The organism is Paracoccus sp. SY (assembly GCF_002901215.1).
In the GTDB taxonomy this organism is placed as follows: domain Bacteria; phylum Pseudomonadota; class Alphaproteobacteria; order Rhodobacterales; family Rhodobacteraceae; genus Paracoccus; species Paracoccus acridae.
Genome location: NZ_NWMQ01000002.1, coordinates 339,559 through 354,599, shown reverse-complemented (window position 1 = coordinate 354,599; position 15,041 = coordinate 339,559). Strand labels below are relative to the sequence as shown.

Sequence of the window (15,041 nt, the reverse complement as noted above, 5' to 3'; positions counted from 1 at the left end):
GCAGGCGCGGCATCGCCCGCGGCGAGCGAGGCATCCAGATCCGGCACGGCATCGCGCATCGCCTGGTTCAGGCAGCCCGCAAAGACATTGCCCAGGGCATAGGTCGGGAAATATCCGAACAGGCCCACCGCCCAATGCACGTCCTGCAAGACGCCATTCGCAGGCCGGTCCACCACCACGCCGAAATCGCGCAGGAAGCGGTCGTTCCAGGCCTCGACCAGATCGTCGGTGGACAGCTTGCCCGCGATCAGGTCGCGTTCCAGGTCGAAGCGCATCATGATGTGCAGGTTGTATTGCACCTCGTCGGCCTCGGTGCGGATGAAGCCGGTGGTGACGCGGTTCACGGTGGCATAGAAGGCATCCGCGTCGGTGATGTTCAGCCCGTCGAAGGCGTCCGACATGCGGTTGAACAGCCATCCCGCGAAGGCGCGGCCCCGGCCCATCTGGTTTTCATAGATGCGGCTCTGGCTTTCGTGGACGCCCATAGACACGCCCCGGCCCAGCGGCGTGAAGGCATAGTCGTCGTCGATGCCCAGTTCATAGGAGGAATGGCCGACCTCGTGGATGGTGGAATAGATGCAGTTGAAGGGATCGGTTTCCACCACCCGCGTCGTGATGCGGCTGTCCTGCCAGCGGCCGCTGCTGAAGGGATGGACGGCGATGTCCATCCGCCCGCGCGACCAGTCATAGCCGAAGGCCGTGGCGCAGATGCGGGCCAGCCGGATCTGGGTTTCCTGGGGGAAATGGCCCGCCAGCGGCTGGGGCTGCCTTTCGGCGCCCAGCACATCCTCGCGTAGCGCAACCAGACGCGGGCGCATGGTGTCGAACAGGGCCGCGATCTCGGCCCCCGTCATGCCCTGTTCGTAATCGTCCAAGAGCGCGTCATAGGGATCGCCGCCATCGGCCAGGGCGGCGGCCTCGTCCTGCTTCAGGACCAGGACCTGGTCCAGCGTGGGCAGGAAATCCTCGGGCGCGTCCTTGGCGCGTGCCTCGGCCCAGATGCCCTGGGACAGGGATGTCAGGCGCGCCAGTTCCTGCGCCAGCTTGGCGGGGATGCGGTTGGCGCGGCTGAAATCGCGCGCGATCAGTTCGACCGACCGGGCCTCGGCCTCGGTCCGGGGTTCGGCCACGTCCAGCCATTCGCCGATGCGCGGATCGGTGCGGCGTTCGTGCAGCACGGCCTCGATCGCGGCCATCTCCTCGGCCCGCTGCTCGACCGCGCCGCGCGGCATCACGGTTTCCTGGTCCCAGCCAAGCCGTTCGGCGATGGAGGACAGCGCCTCGGTCTGGCGCTGGAAGGCAAGCAGGTCGTTGATGGCCGTCATCGGATGGTCCCCCTGACCGAGGTTTCGTGCGGAAAGCGCGCATGGTGGCGCGCCCGGATGATCAGCGCGAACAGGACGACCGCGCCCAGCTGGTGCGTCAGCGCCAGTCCCAGGGGCGAGGCATGGATCACGTTCATGATCCCCAGGCCCACCTGCACCGCCACCGCCACGATCATCGCCGTGAAGGCGCCCCGCGTCACCGGATGGGGCGAACGCCGCGCGCGCAGCCAGACCACGACCGCGAAGATCGCCAGAAGATAGCCTGCCATGCGGTGGACGAATTGCACAAGGGCGGGATTTTCAAAGAAGTTGCGCCAGCCAAGCGCCGGATCCCAGATCAGCGCGGGGATCCATTCGCCGCCCATGGTGGGCCATCCGGTATAGGTGCGGCCAGCGTCGATGCCCGCGACAAGCGCGCCGATCAGGATCTGCACGAAGGCCAGGTGCATCAGGCCCGTGGACATGGAAAACAGCTTGGGTTCCCCCGCGCGGCGGGCGCGCAGTAGATCGGCCTCGGACCGGCCCAGCAGCAGGACATACCAGGTGATCAGGCCCAGGATCACGAAGGCCAGGCCCAGATGCGTCGCCAGCCGATAGGACGCCACGCGGGTCATCCCCTCGACCAGACCGGAACTGACCATCCACCAACCGATAGCCCCCTGCAGCCCGCCAAGCGCGCCCAGGCCTAGCAGGCGCGGCGCCCAGCCAGTGGGAATGCGCCGGGTCGCCAGGAAGAAGACGAAGCCCGCCGCCCAGACCAGCCCGATCAGCCGGCCCAGCAGGCGATGCGCCCATTCCCAAAGATAGATTTCCTTGAAGCCTGCCAGATCCATGTCCGGGTTGACCTGGGAATACTGGGGGATCTGCTTGTAGGCCTCGAATTCCGCCTGCCAGTCCGCCTCGTTCAGGGGCGGGATGGTGCCGGTGACGGGCGCCCATTCGGTGATGGACAGGCCCGATCCGGTCAGCCGCGTGGCGCCGCCAAGCACGATCATCGACAGCACCATCACGAACAGGATCATCAGCCAGAGGCGGATCGCGCGCCGTGCGCCGCGCGGGGCCGCGTCGATCATGCCGGTCGTGGTGACGGGGCGGCTGGTGGCGGTGGGGTCCGAAACTTCCTCGAAAACGGGGCGCTTGGCCATCGCTTGCTCCTTCAGGCGGACAGTAGGGGTGGGTCAGCGCCGGGTCAACTGCCGCAGCATCCCGTGCAGGATGCGCACGTCGCCGCGGGTCAGCGCCAGCCGCGCCCACATGTTGCGCAGGTTGAGCCGCATGGACGCGGCCTTGGTGTCGGGAAAGAAGAAGCCCGCCTCGGTCAGCCTTTCCTCGAAGTGATCGCCCAGCTTCTCGATCTCCAGCCGGTCGGCCAGGGCAATCGCCTCGGGCCGGGCATGGTGGGGCGAGGGTTCGGCGGGCAGGATGTCGCGCCCGTATTCATAGCCCATCAGCAGCACGGCCTGGGCCAGGTTCAGCGACGGGAAATCGGGGTTCACCGGCACCGTCACGATGGCATTGGCGCGCGCCACGTCGTCGTTTTCAAGCCCCGTGCGTTCCGGGCCGAAGATGATGGCGCAGCGGCCGGAATGGTTGCGCGCCATCTCCATCGCGGTGGCCGGGGTATGTACGGGCTTCGAGAGTTCGCGGCCCCGCGCGGTCGTGGCGAAGGCGAAGTCGATGCCCTCCATCGCCTCGGCCAGGGTCGGATAGATGCGGGCGCGGTCCAGCACCTGCCCTGCCGCGCCCGACGCCATGGCGACGGCGCGGGGGTTGGGCCAGCCGTCGCGGGGATCGACCAGACGCATCTCGGTCAGGCCGAAATTCAGCATGGCGCGGGCGGCGGCGCCGATATTCTCGCCCATCTGCGGGCGGACCAGGATGATGACGGGCAGGCGTTCGCTGTGCATGGGGGGCAGATAGTCCGTCTGGCGGCGGGCGGCAAGCTGCGCTATCTGCGACATAAAGGAGTTCCGCCATGTCTGACGCCACCCCCGACGCCCCGCAGCTTTACCTGATGACGCCCGCAGGCGCGCAAGCATCGACCCTGGGACCGCAACTGGCGGCGGTCATGGATGCCTTTCCTGTGGCATGCCTGCGGATCCGTGCCGGGGCCGAGGAGGACGAACTGGGCCGCCTTGCCGATCTTGCGCGCGAAATCGCACACGCCCGCGACGTGGCGGTGGTGATTGACGATCATGTGGCCCTGGCCCAGCGGCACGGCCTGGACGGGGTGCATCTGACCGACGGCGCGAAGGCCGTGCGCTATGCCCGCAAGGAGCTGGGCGCGGATGCCATCGTCGGCTGCTTCTGCGGCAATTCGCGCCACGAGGGCATGAACGCGGGCGAGGCCGGGGCGGATTACGTCAGCTTCGGCCCGGTGGGGCAGTCCGCGCTGTATCGGGGCGAGCCGGTCGAACTGGAACTGTTCCAGTGGTGGTCCGAGATGATCGAGGTTCCGGTCGTTGCCGAAGGCGCGATCACCCGCGAACTGCTGGAACAACTGTCCCCGGTCAGCGACTTCATCGCCATCGGACCCGAGATCTGGACGGCCGAGGATCCCGTGGCCGCCCTGACCGCGCTTTGGGGCTAGATGTCGAAGCGTTCGCGGGCGCCCGCGGCGAAGCGGCGCAGGATCAGCGGGTAAAGCTGGTGTTCGCGTTCCAGGACGCGCGCGGCCAGGGTCTCGGGCGTGTCGCCCGGCTTGATCGGGACGCGCGCCTGGCCCAGGATCGGGCCTGAATCCAGGTCGGTCGTGACTTCGTGAACCGTTGCGCCTGCCTCGGCATCGCCTGCTTCGATGGCGCGCTTGTGGGTATGGAGGCCGGGGTATTTGGGCAACAGAGAAGGATGGATGTTGATCATCCGGCCTTCGAAGCGGTCGATGAAGCCGGGCGTCAGGATGCGCATGAAGCCCGCAAGGCAGATGATGTCGGGCCGCGCGTCCAGCAGCGGTTCCAGCAGCGCGGCTTCAAAGGCGGCGCGGTCGCCCGGATAGGCGCGGTGATCCACGGCGGCGGTGGGCACGCCAAGGGCTGCGGCCTTTGCCAGGCCGGCGGCGTCGGGATCGTTCGAGGCGACCAGCACCGGCTGCGCCGGATGATCGCCCCCCTGCATGTCCTGAACCAGGCGGAGCATGTTCGAACCGCCGCCCGAAATCAGGATGGCGACGCGCTTCACGCAAGCGTTCCGCTGTAGCGCACGCCCTGCCCCGCCGTGACGCGGCCCAGGCGGTGGACCGTCTCGCCCTGTCCCGCCAGCAGGTCGGACAGCGCATCGGCCCGGTCGGCCGCGACCGACAGGATCATGCCGATGCCGCTGTTGAAGGTCTTGAGCATCTCGGCGCCCTCGATCCCGCCCGCCTCAGCCAGCCAGCGGAAAACCGGCGGCAGGGTCCAGGACGACAGGTCGATATCCGCACCCAGGTCTTTCGGCAGGACGCGGGGCAGGTTCTCGGTGATGCCGCCGCCGGTGACATGGGCCAGAGCATGGACGCCGCCCGCGCGGATCGCGGCGAGGGCGGGCTTGACGTAAAGCCGCGTGGGGGTCAGCAGGGATGTGCCCAGATCGCCCTCGCCAAAGGGCGAGGCCGCGTTCCAGCCAAGGCCCGCGCGTTCGGCTACCTTGCGGACCAGCGAATAGCCGTTGGAATGAACCCCGTCGGATGCAAGGCCCAGCAGCACGTCGCCTTCGACCACGCCCGCAGGCAAGGCCGTGCCGCGCTGCATGGCGCCCACGGCAAAGCCCGCCAGGTCGAAATCGCCATCGTGATACATGCCCGGCATCTCGGCCGTCTCGCCGCCGATCAGGGCGCAACCGGCCGCCTTGCAGCCGCGCGCGATGCTTTCGACGACGCGCGCGCCCTCATCGACCGACAGCTTGCCGGTGGCGAAATAATCCAGGAAGAACAAGGGCTCCGCGCCCTGGCAGACCAGATCGTTCACGCACATCGCGACCAGATCCTGGCCGATGCCGTCCAGATGCCCGGTGTCGATGGCGATGCGCAGCTTGGTGCCCACGCCATCCGTGGCCGCGACCAGAACCGGATCGTCGTAACCCGCCGCGCGCGGGTCGAACAGCGCGCCAAAGCCGCCCAGCGCATCCATCACGCCGGGACGCGCGGTCGCGGCGGCGGCGGGCTTGATGCGTTCGACAAGCGCATTGCCCGCGTCGATATCGACGCCCGCATCGCGATAGCTGATCCCGTTCTTGGTCATGGCGGCCCCCGGCTGAATGCTGCGCACCCGATAACGGAAGCCGCCAACCGGGGCAACGGTGATCGGTGCTTGACCCAATGCCGCCCTGCGATTAACCGGGACGGACGGCCGGGCCTGTAGCTCAATGGTTAGAGCAGGGCGCTCATAACGCCTTGGTTGGGGGTTCGAGTCCCTCCGGGCCTACCACAGCAAAATGCCCGCCGGGGTGAACCGACGGGCATTCGGGCTTCACGGAGCGGAAGCCGTCCGGGTGCCTCAGGCGTCCAGATGCTCGACCTTGGGGGCGGATTTCGCGATCTCGATCCGGCGGGGCTTCAGGGCCTCGGGGATCTCGCGGACCAGGTCGATATGCAGCATCCCGTCCACATGGCTGGCGCCATCGACGCGCACGTGATCGGCAAGGGTGAACTTGCGTTCGAACGCGCGGGTCGCGATGCCGCGGTGCAGATAGGTGCGGCCGTCGTCTTCCTCGGCCTTGCGGGCCGACACGATCACGGCGCCGTCACGAACCTCGACATTCAGGTCGTCGGCGGCAAAGCCGGCCACGGCGATGGAGATGCGATAGGCATCCTCGCCGGTCTTCTCGATATTGTAGGGCGGATAGGTCGGCGCGGACACGTCAGCCGACAGGGCGCGGTCCATCACGTCGGCCAGACGGTCGAAGCCGACCGAGGCACGATAGAGAGGGGTCAGGTCAAAGTTGCGCATGGTCACATCCTTCACAAGCGATGCAATAGTCTGTGCCCCCCGATCACCGGGCAGGCCATGAACCGGCGCCATCTGGCCGCCGGTAATGTCGATTTAGGAGCAGGAAAGGCCCTGTCAAGACCTCTACCCCGGCCTTTTCAACCAGCTGTGAACGGGGCTAGAACGGGCCATGGATCTGCTCTTGTCGCTGCCCGCCTCCATCTCTGCCGCCGACCTGTCGGCCATCGTCCTGCTGTTCGCCGTCTGGTTCGGCATCGGCTGGTTCACCGAAAGGCCCCCTGCGGGCAAGCCTTCCGTGTCGGTGCTGATGACGCGGTTCCGGCGCGAATGGATGGTGCATTTCATCACCCGCGACCCGCGCATCTTCGACGGCAACATCCTGGCCAGCCTGCGCGAAGGAACGGCCTTCTTCGCATCCGCCTGCATGATCGCCACGGGCGGGATCCTGGCGCTGATCGGCAATACCGACCAGTTGCAGGGCCTGGCCCGGGAACTTGCCCTGGAAGGCGGCGACATCCTGTGGGAACTGAAGCTGCTGGTGACGATGTTCTTCGTCGTCAACGCCTTCCTGAAGTTCGTCTGGGCGCATCGGCTGTTCGGATATTGCGCGATCATGATGGCGGCGGTTCCGAACGACCCGCTGGACCCGATGACGCGCGACCGCGCCATGCAGGCGGCGGATCTGAACATCACCGCCGCGCGCAGCTTCAACGCAGGGCTGCGCAGCGTCTATTTCGCGCTGGGATCGCTGGGATGGCTGGCCGGTCCCTGGGTGCTGATGCTGGGGACGGCCGTCGTGCTGTTCGTGACCTGGCGGCGGGAATTCGCCTCGACTTCGCGCCAAGTGATCATGCGCAGTCTGCCACCGCCCCGCTTGCCCGATCATGCCAGACTGCCAGCGTCAGCACCACCGCCCCCGCAGCCGTAAGCGCGATGCCCACATAGCCGCTGGAGGCCCAGCCCCAGCCCGCCGCCAGCGCAAGGCCCGCCAGGAACGGCCCCAGCGCATTAGCCGCGTTGAAGGCGGCATGGTTCATGGCGGCGGCCATGTTCTGTGCCCGGCCCGCGACATCCATCAGCCGAGTCTGCAGGGGGATCACCAGCCCCGCCCCCGCCGCGAGCAGGAAGGACGACAGAACCATCATCTGCCAGTTGCCGACCACAAAGGACGCAAAGCCCTGCGTCGCGGCCATGGCGGCCAGGCTGATATAGGCCGCGCGGACCTGGCCCAGGCGTTCGGTCAGGCGCCCCGCGACCCAGGTGCCCAGCGTGCCGCCGACGCCAAAGACGCCCAGCGCCAGCGGGATCGCATAGGCCGGCGCATCGGTCGTGGCGATCATCGCGGCGGTCAGGAAGGCATAGACGGCGAAGAACCCGCCGAAGCCGATCGCGCCCACGGCCAGCAGCCACAGGACGCGGGGGTTGCGCAGGGCCTGAAGCTCGTCCCAGGGTCGGGCATTGGGATTGCCGCCGACGCGGGGGGCGACCTTCAGGATCAGCCAGGCCGACAGCAGCGCGATGAAGCCCGGCAGCGCGAAACCCCAACGCCAGCCGATGCTCTGGCCCAGCCAGCCGGCCAGCGGAACGCCGACGATATTGGCGACGGTCAGCCCCATGATGACCTGCGCCGCGCCCCGCGCCCGATGTTCGCGCGGCAGGGCATCGGCGGCGTACAGCATCGCCACGCCCAGGAAACCGCCATGCGGCAGGCCCGCCAGAAAGCGCATCCCGGTCAGCACGGCCAGCCCCGGCAGGACGGCGGCGGCGATGTTCATCACCCCATAGAAGGCCATCAACGCGGCCAGATACCGCCTGCGCGGCAGTCGCGCCCCGATGATGGACGTCAGCGGCGCGCCGATCACCACGCCCAGGGCATAGGCGCTGATCACATGTCCCGCCTGCGGCTCGGAAATGCCAAGATCGCCCGCGAAATACGGCAGCAGCCCCATGGCCGCGAATTCCGATGTGCCGATGGCAAAGGCGCCAAGGGCCAATGCCAGAATGGCATAGCGAAGATTGCCGTGTTCAGTCATGCGCGCGTTCCTGTGGGAGATGCCTCAGCATCTTGCTGAATGCAGCAAATACAAGTGTGATGGCGCTAAACCTGCCTTGCAGGGAATGCAACGGTCAAAGATACCCGCGCCACAGCAGGATCCAGATCACCACCGACGCAAGAACCAGCAGGCCCAGCGCCACCGAGGCGGCGAAGCCGATCGCCCGTCCCTGCCACCGGGACAATTCGCCAAGCGGCTGCAGATGCAGGACCAGGGCCTGATGGATGCGCGACAGGCCCGCCAGATCCAGTTGCCGGGCGATCTTCGGCTGGGCGGACATCTCGTCGGCCTGGGCAAGGGCCAGCGCCTGCTTCCGCAACCGGCGCGGCAGCGCGCCGCCACGGCGGCGCAGCATCACCGACAAGGGCGGGCGTTCGCCCCGCCGGGCACCGCCGAAACGGGCGGCGATCAGGCGCGACACCTCGTCTGCCATGTCGCGGATATCGTCGGGGCCGGTTGCATTGCGGGTCATGGCGGCAGTCTAGACGCTCTGGCGGGGGGGCGCCAGACGATCTAGGGTCGCTGCATGATGCTGAATCACTCGATCATGGGCACGGATGGCGGCTTGCCCATCCTGATGGTCCACGGCCTGTTCGGGCAGGGCCGCAACCTGGGCGCCTTGGCCCGCCGGCTGGCCGATGCGCGGCGTGTCGTCACGGTGGACATGCGCAACCACGGCGACAGCTTTCACGACCCCGACCACAGCTATCCCGCGCTTGCCGACGATCTGGCGCGGCTGATCGCGGATCTGGGGGGACGTGTCGATCTGGTGGGGCATTCGATGGGTGGCAAGGCATCCATGGTGCTGGCGCTGACCCGGCCCGAACGGGTCCGCAAGCTGGTCGTCATGGACATCGCGCCAGTCGCCTATGGTCATTCGCAGTCGCATCTGATCGACGCGATGGAGTCGCTGGACCCTGAGGCTGTGGACCGCCGCAGCGCCGCCGACGCCGCCCTTGCCCGGCAGATCGACGATCCCGGCGTGCGGGCCTTCCTGCTGCAATCGCTGGACCTGAAATCCGATCCGAAGGCGTGGCGACTGAACCTGAAGGCCTTGCGCGACCAGATGGATGCGCTGACCGGCTGGCCGGACGACCTTCCGCAGGGCAGCTTCGAGGGACCTGTCCTGGAAATCGCGGGCGAACGGTCGGATTATGTGACCGACCCCGGCCAGGCTGCGTTGCGCGCGCATTTCCCGCAGGCGCGGGTCGTGCGCGTCAAGGGCGCGGGCCATTGGCTTCATGCCGACGCGCCCGAGGCGGTGGCACAGATCCTGATCACCTTCCTGGGCCAGGGCTGAGCGTTCCCCAGCAATCCAGATCGAAGGAAGCGACACCCGTATCGCGGGACACCACGCTTGTTCCACTGAAAGGGATGACCGTGCATCCCGTCGCCTGCTGCGCCGCCTGTTCCATCAGGGGGCGGATGATGGCGACGGATGGCCGCGCGACGAAATCCAGCCGCACGACCTCGGCCCGGTCGTCCTTGTGAAAGACGGCGAAATCCATGCCTTGCAGGCGGATGTCATGGCGGACCGACCCCATCATCCGCGGCGAGGGTGTCGCGCAGGCGCAAAGCAGAAGCAAAAGGACCAAGGCACGCATGGCGCCTTTCTGCCATGCGGGATGTTAAGACCGGGTTAACGCCCGGCCTGTTCCTCGAGCCGGTCGGCCAAGGATTCCGCGCGGGCCGCCAGTTCGGCCATGGCTTCCTTCAGATCCGCCGGAATGACCGGCACCTCGACCCGCGTGGGATTGGCTTGCAGGCGGTTCAGATGACGCTCGGCCTTTTCGGCACGCTCCTCCATCGTCGCCAGCCGGTCCGCCAGCATCAGCCCCGCCAGAAGCAGTAGGCGCGGTTCTGGCGTCCGGCCCGCCTGCGACAGGATATGCTGCGCTTCGGCGTCCAGAAGTCCGGCGGCCCGCTGCAGCAGGCGCTCCTCTCCGTCCTGGGCGGCGACACGGTATTCCTTGTGCCCGATGGTGAATTCGACCTCGGCCATTATCTGCCCCCCCCCTGCAAATCGTCTTCGGGAACCCCGCCCGCGTCCCCGGCGATTTCGGGCGTGGCGTCCGGCTTGGCGCCGTCTTCCGCCAGAAGCCGCTCGACCTCGGCCATCAAGGCGCCAAGCTGGGCGGCCTCGGCGGCGCGGGCGGCGCGCAGCGCCTCGATCTCGGCCTCCAGGGCGACGCTGACCGCCTCGACCGCATCGCTTTCCTTGGCGATCGCCTGGACCAGGGCACGGTTCGCCGCAGCCAGGTCGTCATTGGCCGCAGCCAGCCGCGCGGCCTGTTCCGCCAGATCACCGGCCTGCGCATCCGCCTGCCGCTGGTTCAGTTGCCCGGTCAGCGCGGCGATCTGCGCCTGGGCCGCGTCCAGTTCCGCCTGCAGATCGGCCCCCTGCCCGGCGGAAACGGATCCGCTTCGGTCCAGGAACTGGCCGATCCGATCCAGGGCCGCGCTGAGACGGCGTTCGCTGACAGAGATATCGCTCATCGGCGGTCCTTTCATGGCGTTCCTTGTTTTTGGCATCCCGACCCGCCCATGACAAGCCTGCCCGCTTGGCGCGCCGCGCCCCGCACCCTATAAGGCAAGCCGACGAAAGGACATGCCCATGCGCGAAGCCACCATCACCCGCACCACCGCCGAGACGCAGATCGAGGTCGCGTTGAACCTTGACGGCACGGGGGTCTATGACAACCAGACGGGGGTTGGCTTTTTCGATCACATGCTGGACCAGTTGTCGCGCCATTCGCTGATCGACCTGACGATCCGCGCCAAGGGCGACCTGCATGTGGACGACCACCACACGGTCGAGGACACGGGCATCGCCATCGGCCAGGCCCTGGTCCGCGCGCTTGGCGACAAGAAGGGCATCCGCCGCTATGGCAGCTTCCTGCTGGCGATGGACGATTCGTTGGTGCGCGCGGCGCTGGATCTGTCGGCGCGGCCCTTCCTGGTCTGGAACGTCGATTTCCCGACCGAGAAGATCGGCAGCTTCGACACCCAGCTTGTGCGCGAATTCTTCCAGGCCCTGTCCACCCATGGCGGGATCACGCTGCATGTGGACCGCATCCACGGCATCAACAGCCATCACATCGCCGAAGCGGCCTTCAAGGCCGTGGCCCGCGCGCTGCGCGAGGCGATCGAACCCGATCCGCGCATGGCGGGCGTTCTGCCCTCGACCAAGGGGGCGCTGTGATGCGGGTGGCACTGATCGACTATGACAGCGGGAACCTGCATTCGGCCGAAAAGGCCTTTCAGTTGATGGGCCGCGACGCGGGGGCCGAGATCGTCGTGACGGCGGATCCGCAGGTGGCCGCCCGCGCCGACAGGATCGTGCTGCCGGGCGACGGGGCATTCCCCGCCTGCCGCACGGCCCTGGGCGAAGTGGACGGCATGGCCGAGGCCCTGCGCGAGGCGGTTCTGGGCCGCGGCGTGCCCTTCATGGGCATCTGCGTGGGCATGCAGATGCTGGCCACCACGGGTCACGAATACCGCGAAACGCCCGGCCTGGACTGGATCGGCGGGCAGATCGACGCGATCGCCGCCCCCGGCCTGAAGGTGCCGCATATGGGCTGGAACGATCTGGTGATCGACTGTCCCCATCCGGTTCTGGAGGGGATCGGAACCGGCGATCACGCATATTTCGTCCACAGCTGGCAGTTCAAGGTCGCCGATCCCGCGCATCTGCTGGCGCATGTCGATTACGGCGGGCCGGTCACGGCCGTCGTCGGGCGCGACAATATCGTGGGCACGCAGTTTCATCCCGAGAAATCCCAAGCCGTCGGGCTGAGGCTGATCGCGAATTTCTTGCGCTGGAATCCCTGACGGCGGCAGCAGCCGTTAACAGTTCATTAACCATCGGACGATATGCCAGTGCGGACGGCTGCGTGTCCGGCGCCCCAGGCGGACAAGCCGGCGGGGCATTGGTGAATGGACTATCAGTTTACAGTATTGACCGTCAGTCAACCGATCACGACAAAAGCGTCCGGCGGCGAAGAGCAGGCTCCTTGGTCGAATATTTCGGGTGTCATCGGGCTTCCTGGCGCAACCTTGTCGTCGATTACCATCAGCGACGATGACAACAGTTTTCAGAGCGGCCGCTATAATCCCGACCCGACCGGTCAGACGCTGACAACTGCGGTGATCTTCGGCAATGATGCGCAGCCGACCCCGGCAGGAACGCAGATCTCGTTCCATCTTGCGTCAATCATCCGCAGCACGACGGTCAATCCCGACGGCACACGCGACGAGTTCCGCGCGCTGTTTCCCAGGCAGGTTGTTCCAGGTGCGACCGGTCCAGAGTTGGGTGGGCGCTATTCGGTGCTGTTGATGCCTGTTGCAAAACCGGACGGCAGTTTCCCGACCTTCAGCCTTGCCCGATCCTATACCTACAAGGAGCTTCACACTATCGGGCGCAGCAACGACGCGGTCGCCTATGCGCCGCCCGCCGCAGTGACATGTTTTGCACAAGGCACGCTGATCGCCACGGCGGAAGGTTCGCAAACCGTCGAGACGCTGAGCCCCGGCGACATGGTCCTGACCCAGGATCGGGGCCTTCAACCCTTGCGCTGGCAGGGCGGATCGCATGTGACGGCAGAAGGTCTGGAAGCCCGGCCCAACCTGCGCCCCATCCTGATCCGTGCCGGGGCGCTTGGGGCCGGTTGCCCTGACCGCGACCTGACCGTTTCGCCGCAGCACAGGATGCTGGTCCGGTCCCGCATCGCCCACCGGTTGTTCAAGGATGCCGAGATATTGGTGGCGGCCAAGCATCTGGTCGGCCTTCCGGGGATCGAGGTGACCATCCCGGTGCAAGGCGTGACCTATTTCCACCTTCTGTTTGATCGGCACGAGATTGTCATGTCGAACGGCGCCTGGTCCGAGAGCCTTTTCACGGGACCGCAGGCGATGAACACCGTCAGCGACGCCGCCCGCCGAGAAATCCTGACCCTGTTTCCCGAACTGGCGCAGAAGAGATCGCTCCATCCTGCCCGCCGACTGCTGTCCGGGCATGAAGCGCGGCAGCTTGCCGAGCGCCAGCGCCGAAACCTGGGCCGCAGGCATCTGGTCGAACCGCTGTAAGGAAGAACGCCCCCGTAGGCCGGGGGCAGTCTGTCTTATTTTACGGTGATGCGGCCATCCATGGCCGGCTGATAGGCGCCATCCTGCGCAGCCAGGTAATCGGCGACGACCTGCGCCAGATCAGGGCCGAAGTCATAGGCGTTCTGCGCGTTTGTCGCGAAGACGTCATATCCGTCGCCACCCGACCGCATGTAGTTATTCGACACGACGCCATAGGTCGCGGCTGGGTCGATGGGTTTCCATTCGCCATCCGCCATCACCATCACGTCGCTGATCCGGCTTCCCGGCTCGGCTGCGGGATCGACGGTGTATTTCAGCCCAGAAACCTGTGCGAACCGCCCGGCGCCCTCCTCGTATTGGCTGGCACCATTCTCCAGCGCGGCGACCACATCCGCCCCTGTCAACTGGAACGTCGCCAGCGTGTTCTGGAACGGCAGGACGGTGTAAACCTCGCCCATGGTAACGGGTCCCTGGTCGATCGAGGCCCGCAATCCGCCGCCATTGGCGATGGCAAGGGTGATCCCTTGGTCCTTCACCCGGTCCACCATCGCGTCGGCCACCAGGTTGCCCATCTCGCATTCCCTGACGCGGCAACTGGTGCGGTCTCCGTCGATGGGCGCTGCGGTTTCTGCCACGACCTGCTGGCGCAGTTCTTCGATGGGCGCAGCCATTTCCTTGACGCGCGCGGCGACGGCCTCGTCCTGGGGGACGGAATTGTCCAGAAGGATCGGCTGCCCTTCGGCCTTGGTCAGGGCACCGTCATCGTCGAAGGTCAGGGTCAGGTGCCCAAGATATTTCGAATAAGCATAGGCAGTTGCAATCGGAACCTCGGTCCCGTCAGGACCGGCGACCATGGTCGGATACGGGCCCTCGGCCCCTTCCATGTCGCCCAGAAGGGTATGCGAATGGCCGCCGATGATGGCATCAAGACCGGGCACCTGCCTGGCGAAATCCTGATCGCGCAGATAGCCGACATGGGTCAGGGCAATGATCTTGTTCACGCCCTGGTCCGTCAGTTCCTGCACATCGGCCTTGAGGATTTCAATGTCGTCCTGGAAGATCACGCTGGGACCGGGGGATGCAGTTTCCGGCGTATCCATGGCCAAGGCGGAAACGATGCCGATCTTTTCCCCGCCGATGTCCAGGGTCACGACATTCTCGACCTTGCCCTTCAGCACGTTGGACTGCGACAGGTCGAGGTTGCCGGACACGACCGGAAATTCCACCCCATCCGCCAGGACCGCAAGTCCTTCCGGGCCATCGTCGAATTCATGGTTGCCGACCGCCATCGCGTCATAGCCAATGGCAGTCATGAATTCGGCGACATCCTTGCCCTTGTAGGTCATGTAGAACAGCGAGCCTTGATACTGATCGCCCGCATCAAGCACGATGACATTGCCGCCTTCGGCCGTGATCCTGTCGCGCAGTTCCTTGACCTTGGCCGCAACCCGCGCGACGCCACCGAAACATTCCCCGGCCGCAGCGGTTTCCGCGTCGCAGGTGCTGTCGTATTCGTTGATCGCTTCGATGCGGCTGTGAAGGTCGTTGGTATGCAGGATATGCAGCACCGTTTCGGCCTGGGCCGCGCCCGCGAAAAGCGCCGCAGCCGAGACGGCGGACAGAAGGCGGAATGACATCGGTGATTCCTTTCGTTC

General features: G+C 66.5%; 18 protein-coding genes and 1 tRNA gene. 7 read left to right on the top strand and 12 right to left on the bottom strand.

Annotation, left to right across the window (positions count from 1 at the left end):
- The 3 genes from CK944_RS03750 to CK944_RS03740 form a co-directional block, all read right to left on the bottom strand.
- A partial coding sequence (locus tag CK944_RS03750; protein ID WP_103171678.1) for a carboxypeptidase M32 occupies window positions 1–1,325 on the bottom strand: 1,325 nt, incomplete at its 3' end.
- Window positions 1,322–2,470, bottom strand: coding sequence for a heme A synthase (gene ctaA / locus CK944_RS03745; RefSeq protein ID WP_103171677.1), 1,149 nt, complete (start codon window positions 2,468–2,470; stop codon window positions 1,322–1,324). The genes CK944_RS03750 and ctaA, both read right to left, overlap by 4 nt.
- 33 nt (window positions 2,471–2,503) lie before the next feature.
- The gene (locus CK944_RS03740) at window positions 2,504–3,232 is read right to left on the bottom strand and encodes an RNA methyltransferase (protein ID WP_103171709.1); all 729 of its coding nucleotides are present in this window, start codon (window positions 3,230–3,232) and stop codon (window positions 2,504–2,506) included.
- A gap of 68 nt (window positions 3,233–3,300) precedes the next feature.
- Between CK944_RS03740 and CK944_RS03735 the strand changes: the two genes are divergently transcribed.
- Window positions 3,301–3,915 carry a thiamine phosphate synthase gene (locus tag CK944_RS03735; RefSeq protein ID WP_103171676.1) on the top strand — a complete coding sequence of 205 codons (615 nt, stop codon included), beginning with the start codon at window positions 3,301–3,303 and terminating at the stop codon, window positions 3,913–3,915.
- On the opposite strand, the gene purN is transcribed toward CK944_RS03735, so the two are convergent.
- Together purN and purM are read right to left on the bottom strand one after the other, a co-directional pair.
- Window positions 3,912–4,502, bottom strand: a complete 591-nt coding sequence (gene purN / locus CK944_RS03730) for a phosphoribosylglycinamide formyltransferase (protein ID WP_103171675.1) — start codon at window positions 4,500–4,502, stop codon at window positions 3,912–3,914. The genes CK944_RS03735 and purN overlap by 4 nt on opposite strands.
- Window positions 4,499–5,539 (bottom strand): phosphoribosylformylglycinamidine cyclo-ligase, encoded by a 1,041-nt coding sequence (gene purM, locus CK944_RS03725; protein ID WP_103171708.1) that lies wholly within the window; start codon window positions 5,537–5,539, stop codon window positions 4,499–4,501. The genes purN and purM overlap by 4 nt, the downstream gene beginning before the upstream one ends.
- A 110-nt stretch (window positions 5,540–5,649) precedes the next feature.
- Between purM and CK944_RS03720 the strand changes: the two genes are divergently transcribed.
- Window positions 5,650–5,725: transfer RNA gene (locus tag CK944_RS03720), tRNA-Ile, on the top strand.
- Window positions 5,726–5,794: 69 nt separating this feature from the next.
- Here CK944_RS03720 and CK944_RS03715 read toward each other — a convergent pair.
- On the bottom strand, window positions 5,795–6,247 hold the full coding sequence (locus CK944_RS03715; protein ID WP_103171674.1) for an Hsp20 family protein: 453 nt from the start codon (window positions 6,245–6,247) through the stop codon (window positions 5,795–5,797).
- 169 nt (window positions 6,248–6,416) lie between these two features.
- Between CK944_RS03715 and CK944_RS03710 the strand changes: the two genes are divergently transcribed.
- The gene (locus tag CK944_RS03710) at window positions 6,417–7,175 is read left to right on the top strand and encodes a DUF599 domain-containing protein (RefSeq protein ID WP_103171673.1); all 759 of its coding nucleotides are present in this window, start codon (window positions 6,417–6,419) and stop codon (window positions 7,173–7,175) included.
- On the opposite strand, the gene CK944_RS03705 is transcribed toward CK944_RS03710, so the two are convergent.
- Together CK944_RS03705 and CK944_RS03700 are read right to left on the bottom strand one after the other, a co-directional pair.
- On the bottom strand, window positions 7,096–8,280 hold the full coding sequence (locus CK944_RS03705; RefSeq protein ID WP_103171672.1) for an MFS transporter: 1,185 nt from the start codon (window positions 8,278–8,280) through the stop codon (window positions 7,096–7,098). The genes CK944_RS03710 and CK944_RS03705 overlap by 80 nt on opposite strands.
- A gap of 94 nt (window positions 8,281–8,374) precedes the next feature.
- A complete protein-coding gene (locus CK944_RS03700; protein ID WP_103171671.1) occupies window positions 8,375–8,773 on the bottom strand; it encodes a hypothetical protein in 399 nt (132 codons plus the stop codon).
- A gap of 54 nt (window positions 8,774–8,827) precedes the next feature.
- Between CK944_RS03700 and CK944_RS03695 the strand changes: the two genes are divergently transcribed.
- Window positions 8,828–9,601 (top strand): alpha/beta fold hydrolase, encoded by a 774-nt coding sequence (locus tag CK944_RS03695; protein WP_103171670.1) that lies wholly within the window; start codon window positions 8,828–8,830, stop codon window positions 9,599–9,601.
- Here CK944_RS03695 and CK944_RS03690 read toward each other — a convergent pair.
- Genes CK944_RS03690 through CK944_RS03680 form a run of 3 tightly spaced genes read right to left on the bottom strand, consistent with a single transcriptional unit; the run spans window position 9,579 to window position 10,797 of the window.
- Window positions 9,579–9,905 carry a hypothetical protein gene (locus CK944_RS03690; RefSeq protein WP_103171669.1) on the bottom strand — a complete coding sequence of 109 codons (327 nt, stop codon included), beginning with the start codon at window positions 9,903–9,905 and terminating at the stop codon, window positions 9,579–9,581. The genes CK944_RS03695 and CK944_RS03690 overlap by 23 nt on opposite strands.
- A 35-nt stretch (window positions 9,906–9,940) precedes the next feature.
- The gene (locus tag CK944_RS03685; RefSeq protein WP_103171668.1) at window positions 9,941–10,303 is read right to left on the bottom strand and encodes a cell division protein ZapA; all 363 of its coding nucleotides are present in this window, start codon (window positions 10,301–10,303) and stop codon (window positions 9,941–9,943) included.
- Window positions 10,303–10,797 (bottom strand): hypothetical protein, encoded by a 495-nt coding sequence (locus tag CK944_RS03680; RefSeq protein WP_103171667.1) that lies wholly within the window; start codon window positions 10,795–10,797, stop codon window positions 10,303–10,305. Before CK944_RS03680 ends, CK944_RS03685 begins: the two co-directional genes overlap by 1 nt.
- A 118-nt stretch (window positions 10,798–10,915) precedes the next feature.
- On the opposite strand from CK944_RS03680, the gene hisB reads away from it, so the two are divergent.
- From hisB to CK944_RS03665, 3 genes are all read left to right on the top strand, one after another.
- Window positions 10,916–11,503 carry an imidazoleglycerol-phosphate dehydratase HisB gene (gene hisB, locus CK944_RS03675; RefSeq protein ID WP_103171666.1) on the top strand — a complete coding sequence of 196 codons (588 nt, stop codon included), beginning with the start codon at window positions 10,916–10,918 and terminating at the stop codon, window positions 11,501–11,503.
- Complete coding sequence (gene hisH, locus CK944_RS03670; RefSeq protein ID WP_103171665.1) at window positions 11,503–12,132, top strand: imidazole glycerol phosphate synthase subunit HisH; 630 nt, start codon at window positions 11,503–11,505, stop codon at window positions 12,130–12,132. Before hisB ends, hisH begins: the two co-directional genes overlap by 1 nt.
- A gap of 225 nt (window positions 12,133–12,357) precedes the next feature.
- A complete protein-coding gene (locus CK944_RS03665; RefSeq protein ID WP_229665142.1) occupies window positions 12,358–13,386 on the top strand; it encodes a Hint domain-containing protein in 1,029 nt (342 codons plus the stop codon).
- 35 nt (window positions 13,387–13,421) lie between these two features.
- Here the strand turns inward: CK944_RS03665 and CK944_RS03660 are convergent, their stop codons facing one another.
- On the bottom strand, window positions 13,422–15,023 hold the full coding sequence (locus CK944_RS03660) for a bifunctional UDP-sugar hydrolase/5'-nucleotidase (RefSeq protein ID WP_103171664.1): 1,602 nt from the start codon (window positions 15,021–15,023) through the stop codon (window positions 13,422–13,424).
- Between the last annotated feature and the right edge of the window lie 18 nt (window positions 15,024–15,041).

What these genes read in the sequence shown, in the direction of transcription:
- ctaA (WP_103171677.1), bottom strand. Translation starts at nt 2,470, where the DNA reads ATGGCCAAGCGCCCCGTTTTCGAGGAAGTTTCGGACCCCACCGCCACC.
- CK944_RS03740 (WP_103171709.1), bottom strand. Translation starts at nt 3,232, where the DNA reads ATGCACAGCGAACGCCTGCCCGTCATCATCCTGGTCCGCCCGCAGATG.
- CK944_RS03735 (WP_103171676.1), top strand. Translation starts at nt 3,301, where the DNA reads ATGTCTGACGCCACCCCCGACGCCCCGCAGCTTTACCTGATGACGCCC.
- purM (WP_103171708.1), bottom strand. Translation starts at nt 5,539, where the DNA reads ATGACCAAGAACGGGATCAGCTATCGCGATGCGGGCGTCGATATCGAC.
- CK944_RS03715 (WP_103171674.1), bottom strand. Translation starts at nt 6,247, where the DNA reads ATGCGCAACTTTGACCTGACCCCTCTCTATCGTGCCTCGGTCGGCTTC.
- CK944_RS03710 (WP_103171673.1), top strand. Translation starts at nt 6,417, where the DNA reads ATGGATCTGCTCTTGTCGCTGCCCGCCTCCATCTCTGCCGCCGACCTG.
- CK944_RS03705 (WP_103171672.1), bottom strand. Translation starts at nt 8,280, where the DNA reads ATGACTGAACACGGCAATCTTCGCTATGCCATTCTGGCATTGGCCCTT.
- CK944_RS03700 (WP_103171671.1), bottom strand. Translation starts at nt 8,773, where the DNA reads ATGACCCGCAATGCAACCGGCCCCGACGATATCCGCGACATGGCAGAC.
- CK944_RS03695 (WP_103171670.1), top strand. Translation starts at nt 8,828, where the DNA reads ATGATGCTGAATCACTCGATCATGGGCACGGATGGCGGCTTGCCCATC.
- CK944_RS03690 (WP_103171669.1), bottom strand. Translation starts at nt 9,905, where the DNA reads ATGCGTGCCTTGGTCCTTTTGCTTCTGCTTTGCGCCTGCGCGACACCC.
- CK944_RS03685 (WP_103171668.1), bottom strand. Translation starts at nt 10,303, where the DNA reads ATGGCCGAGGTCGAATTCACCATCGGGCACAAGGAATACCGTGTCGCC.
- CK944_RS03680 (WP_103171667.1), bottom strand. Translation starts at nt 10,797, where the DNA reads ATGAGCGATATCTCTGTCAGCGAACGCCGTCTCAGCGCGGCCCTGGAT.
- hisB (WP_103171666.1), top strand. Translation starts at nt 10,916, where the DNA reads ATGCGCGAAGCCACCATCACCCGCACCACCGCCGAGACGCAGATCGAG.
- hisH (WP_103171665.1), top strand. Translation starts at nt 11,503, where the DNA reads ATGCGGGTGGCACTGATCGACTATGACAGCGGGAACCTGCATTCGGCC.
- CK944_RS03660 (WP_103171664.1), bottom strand. Translation starts at nt 15,023, where the DNA reads ATGTCATTCCGCCTTCTGTCCGCCGTCTCGGCTGCGGCGCTTTTCGCG.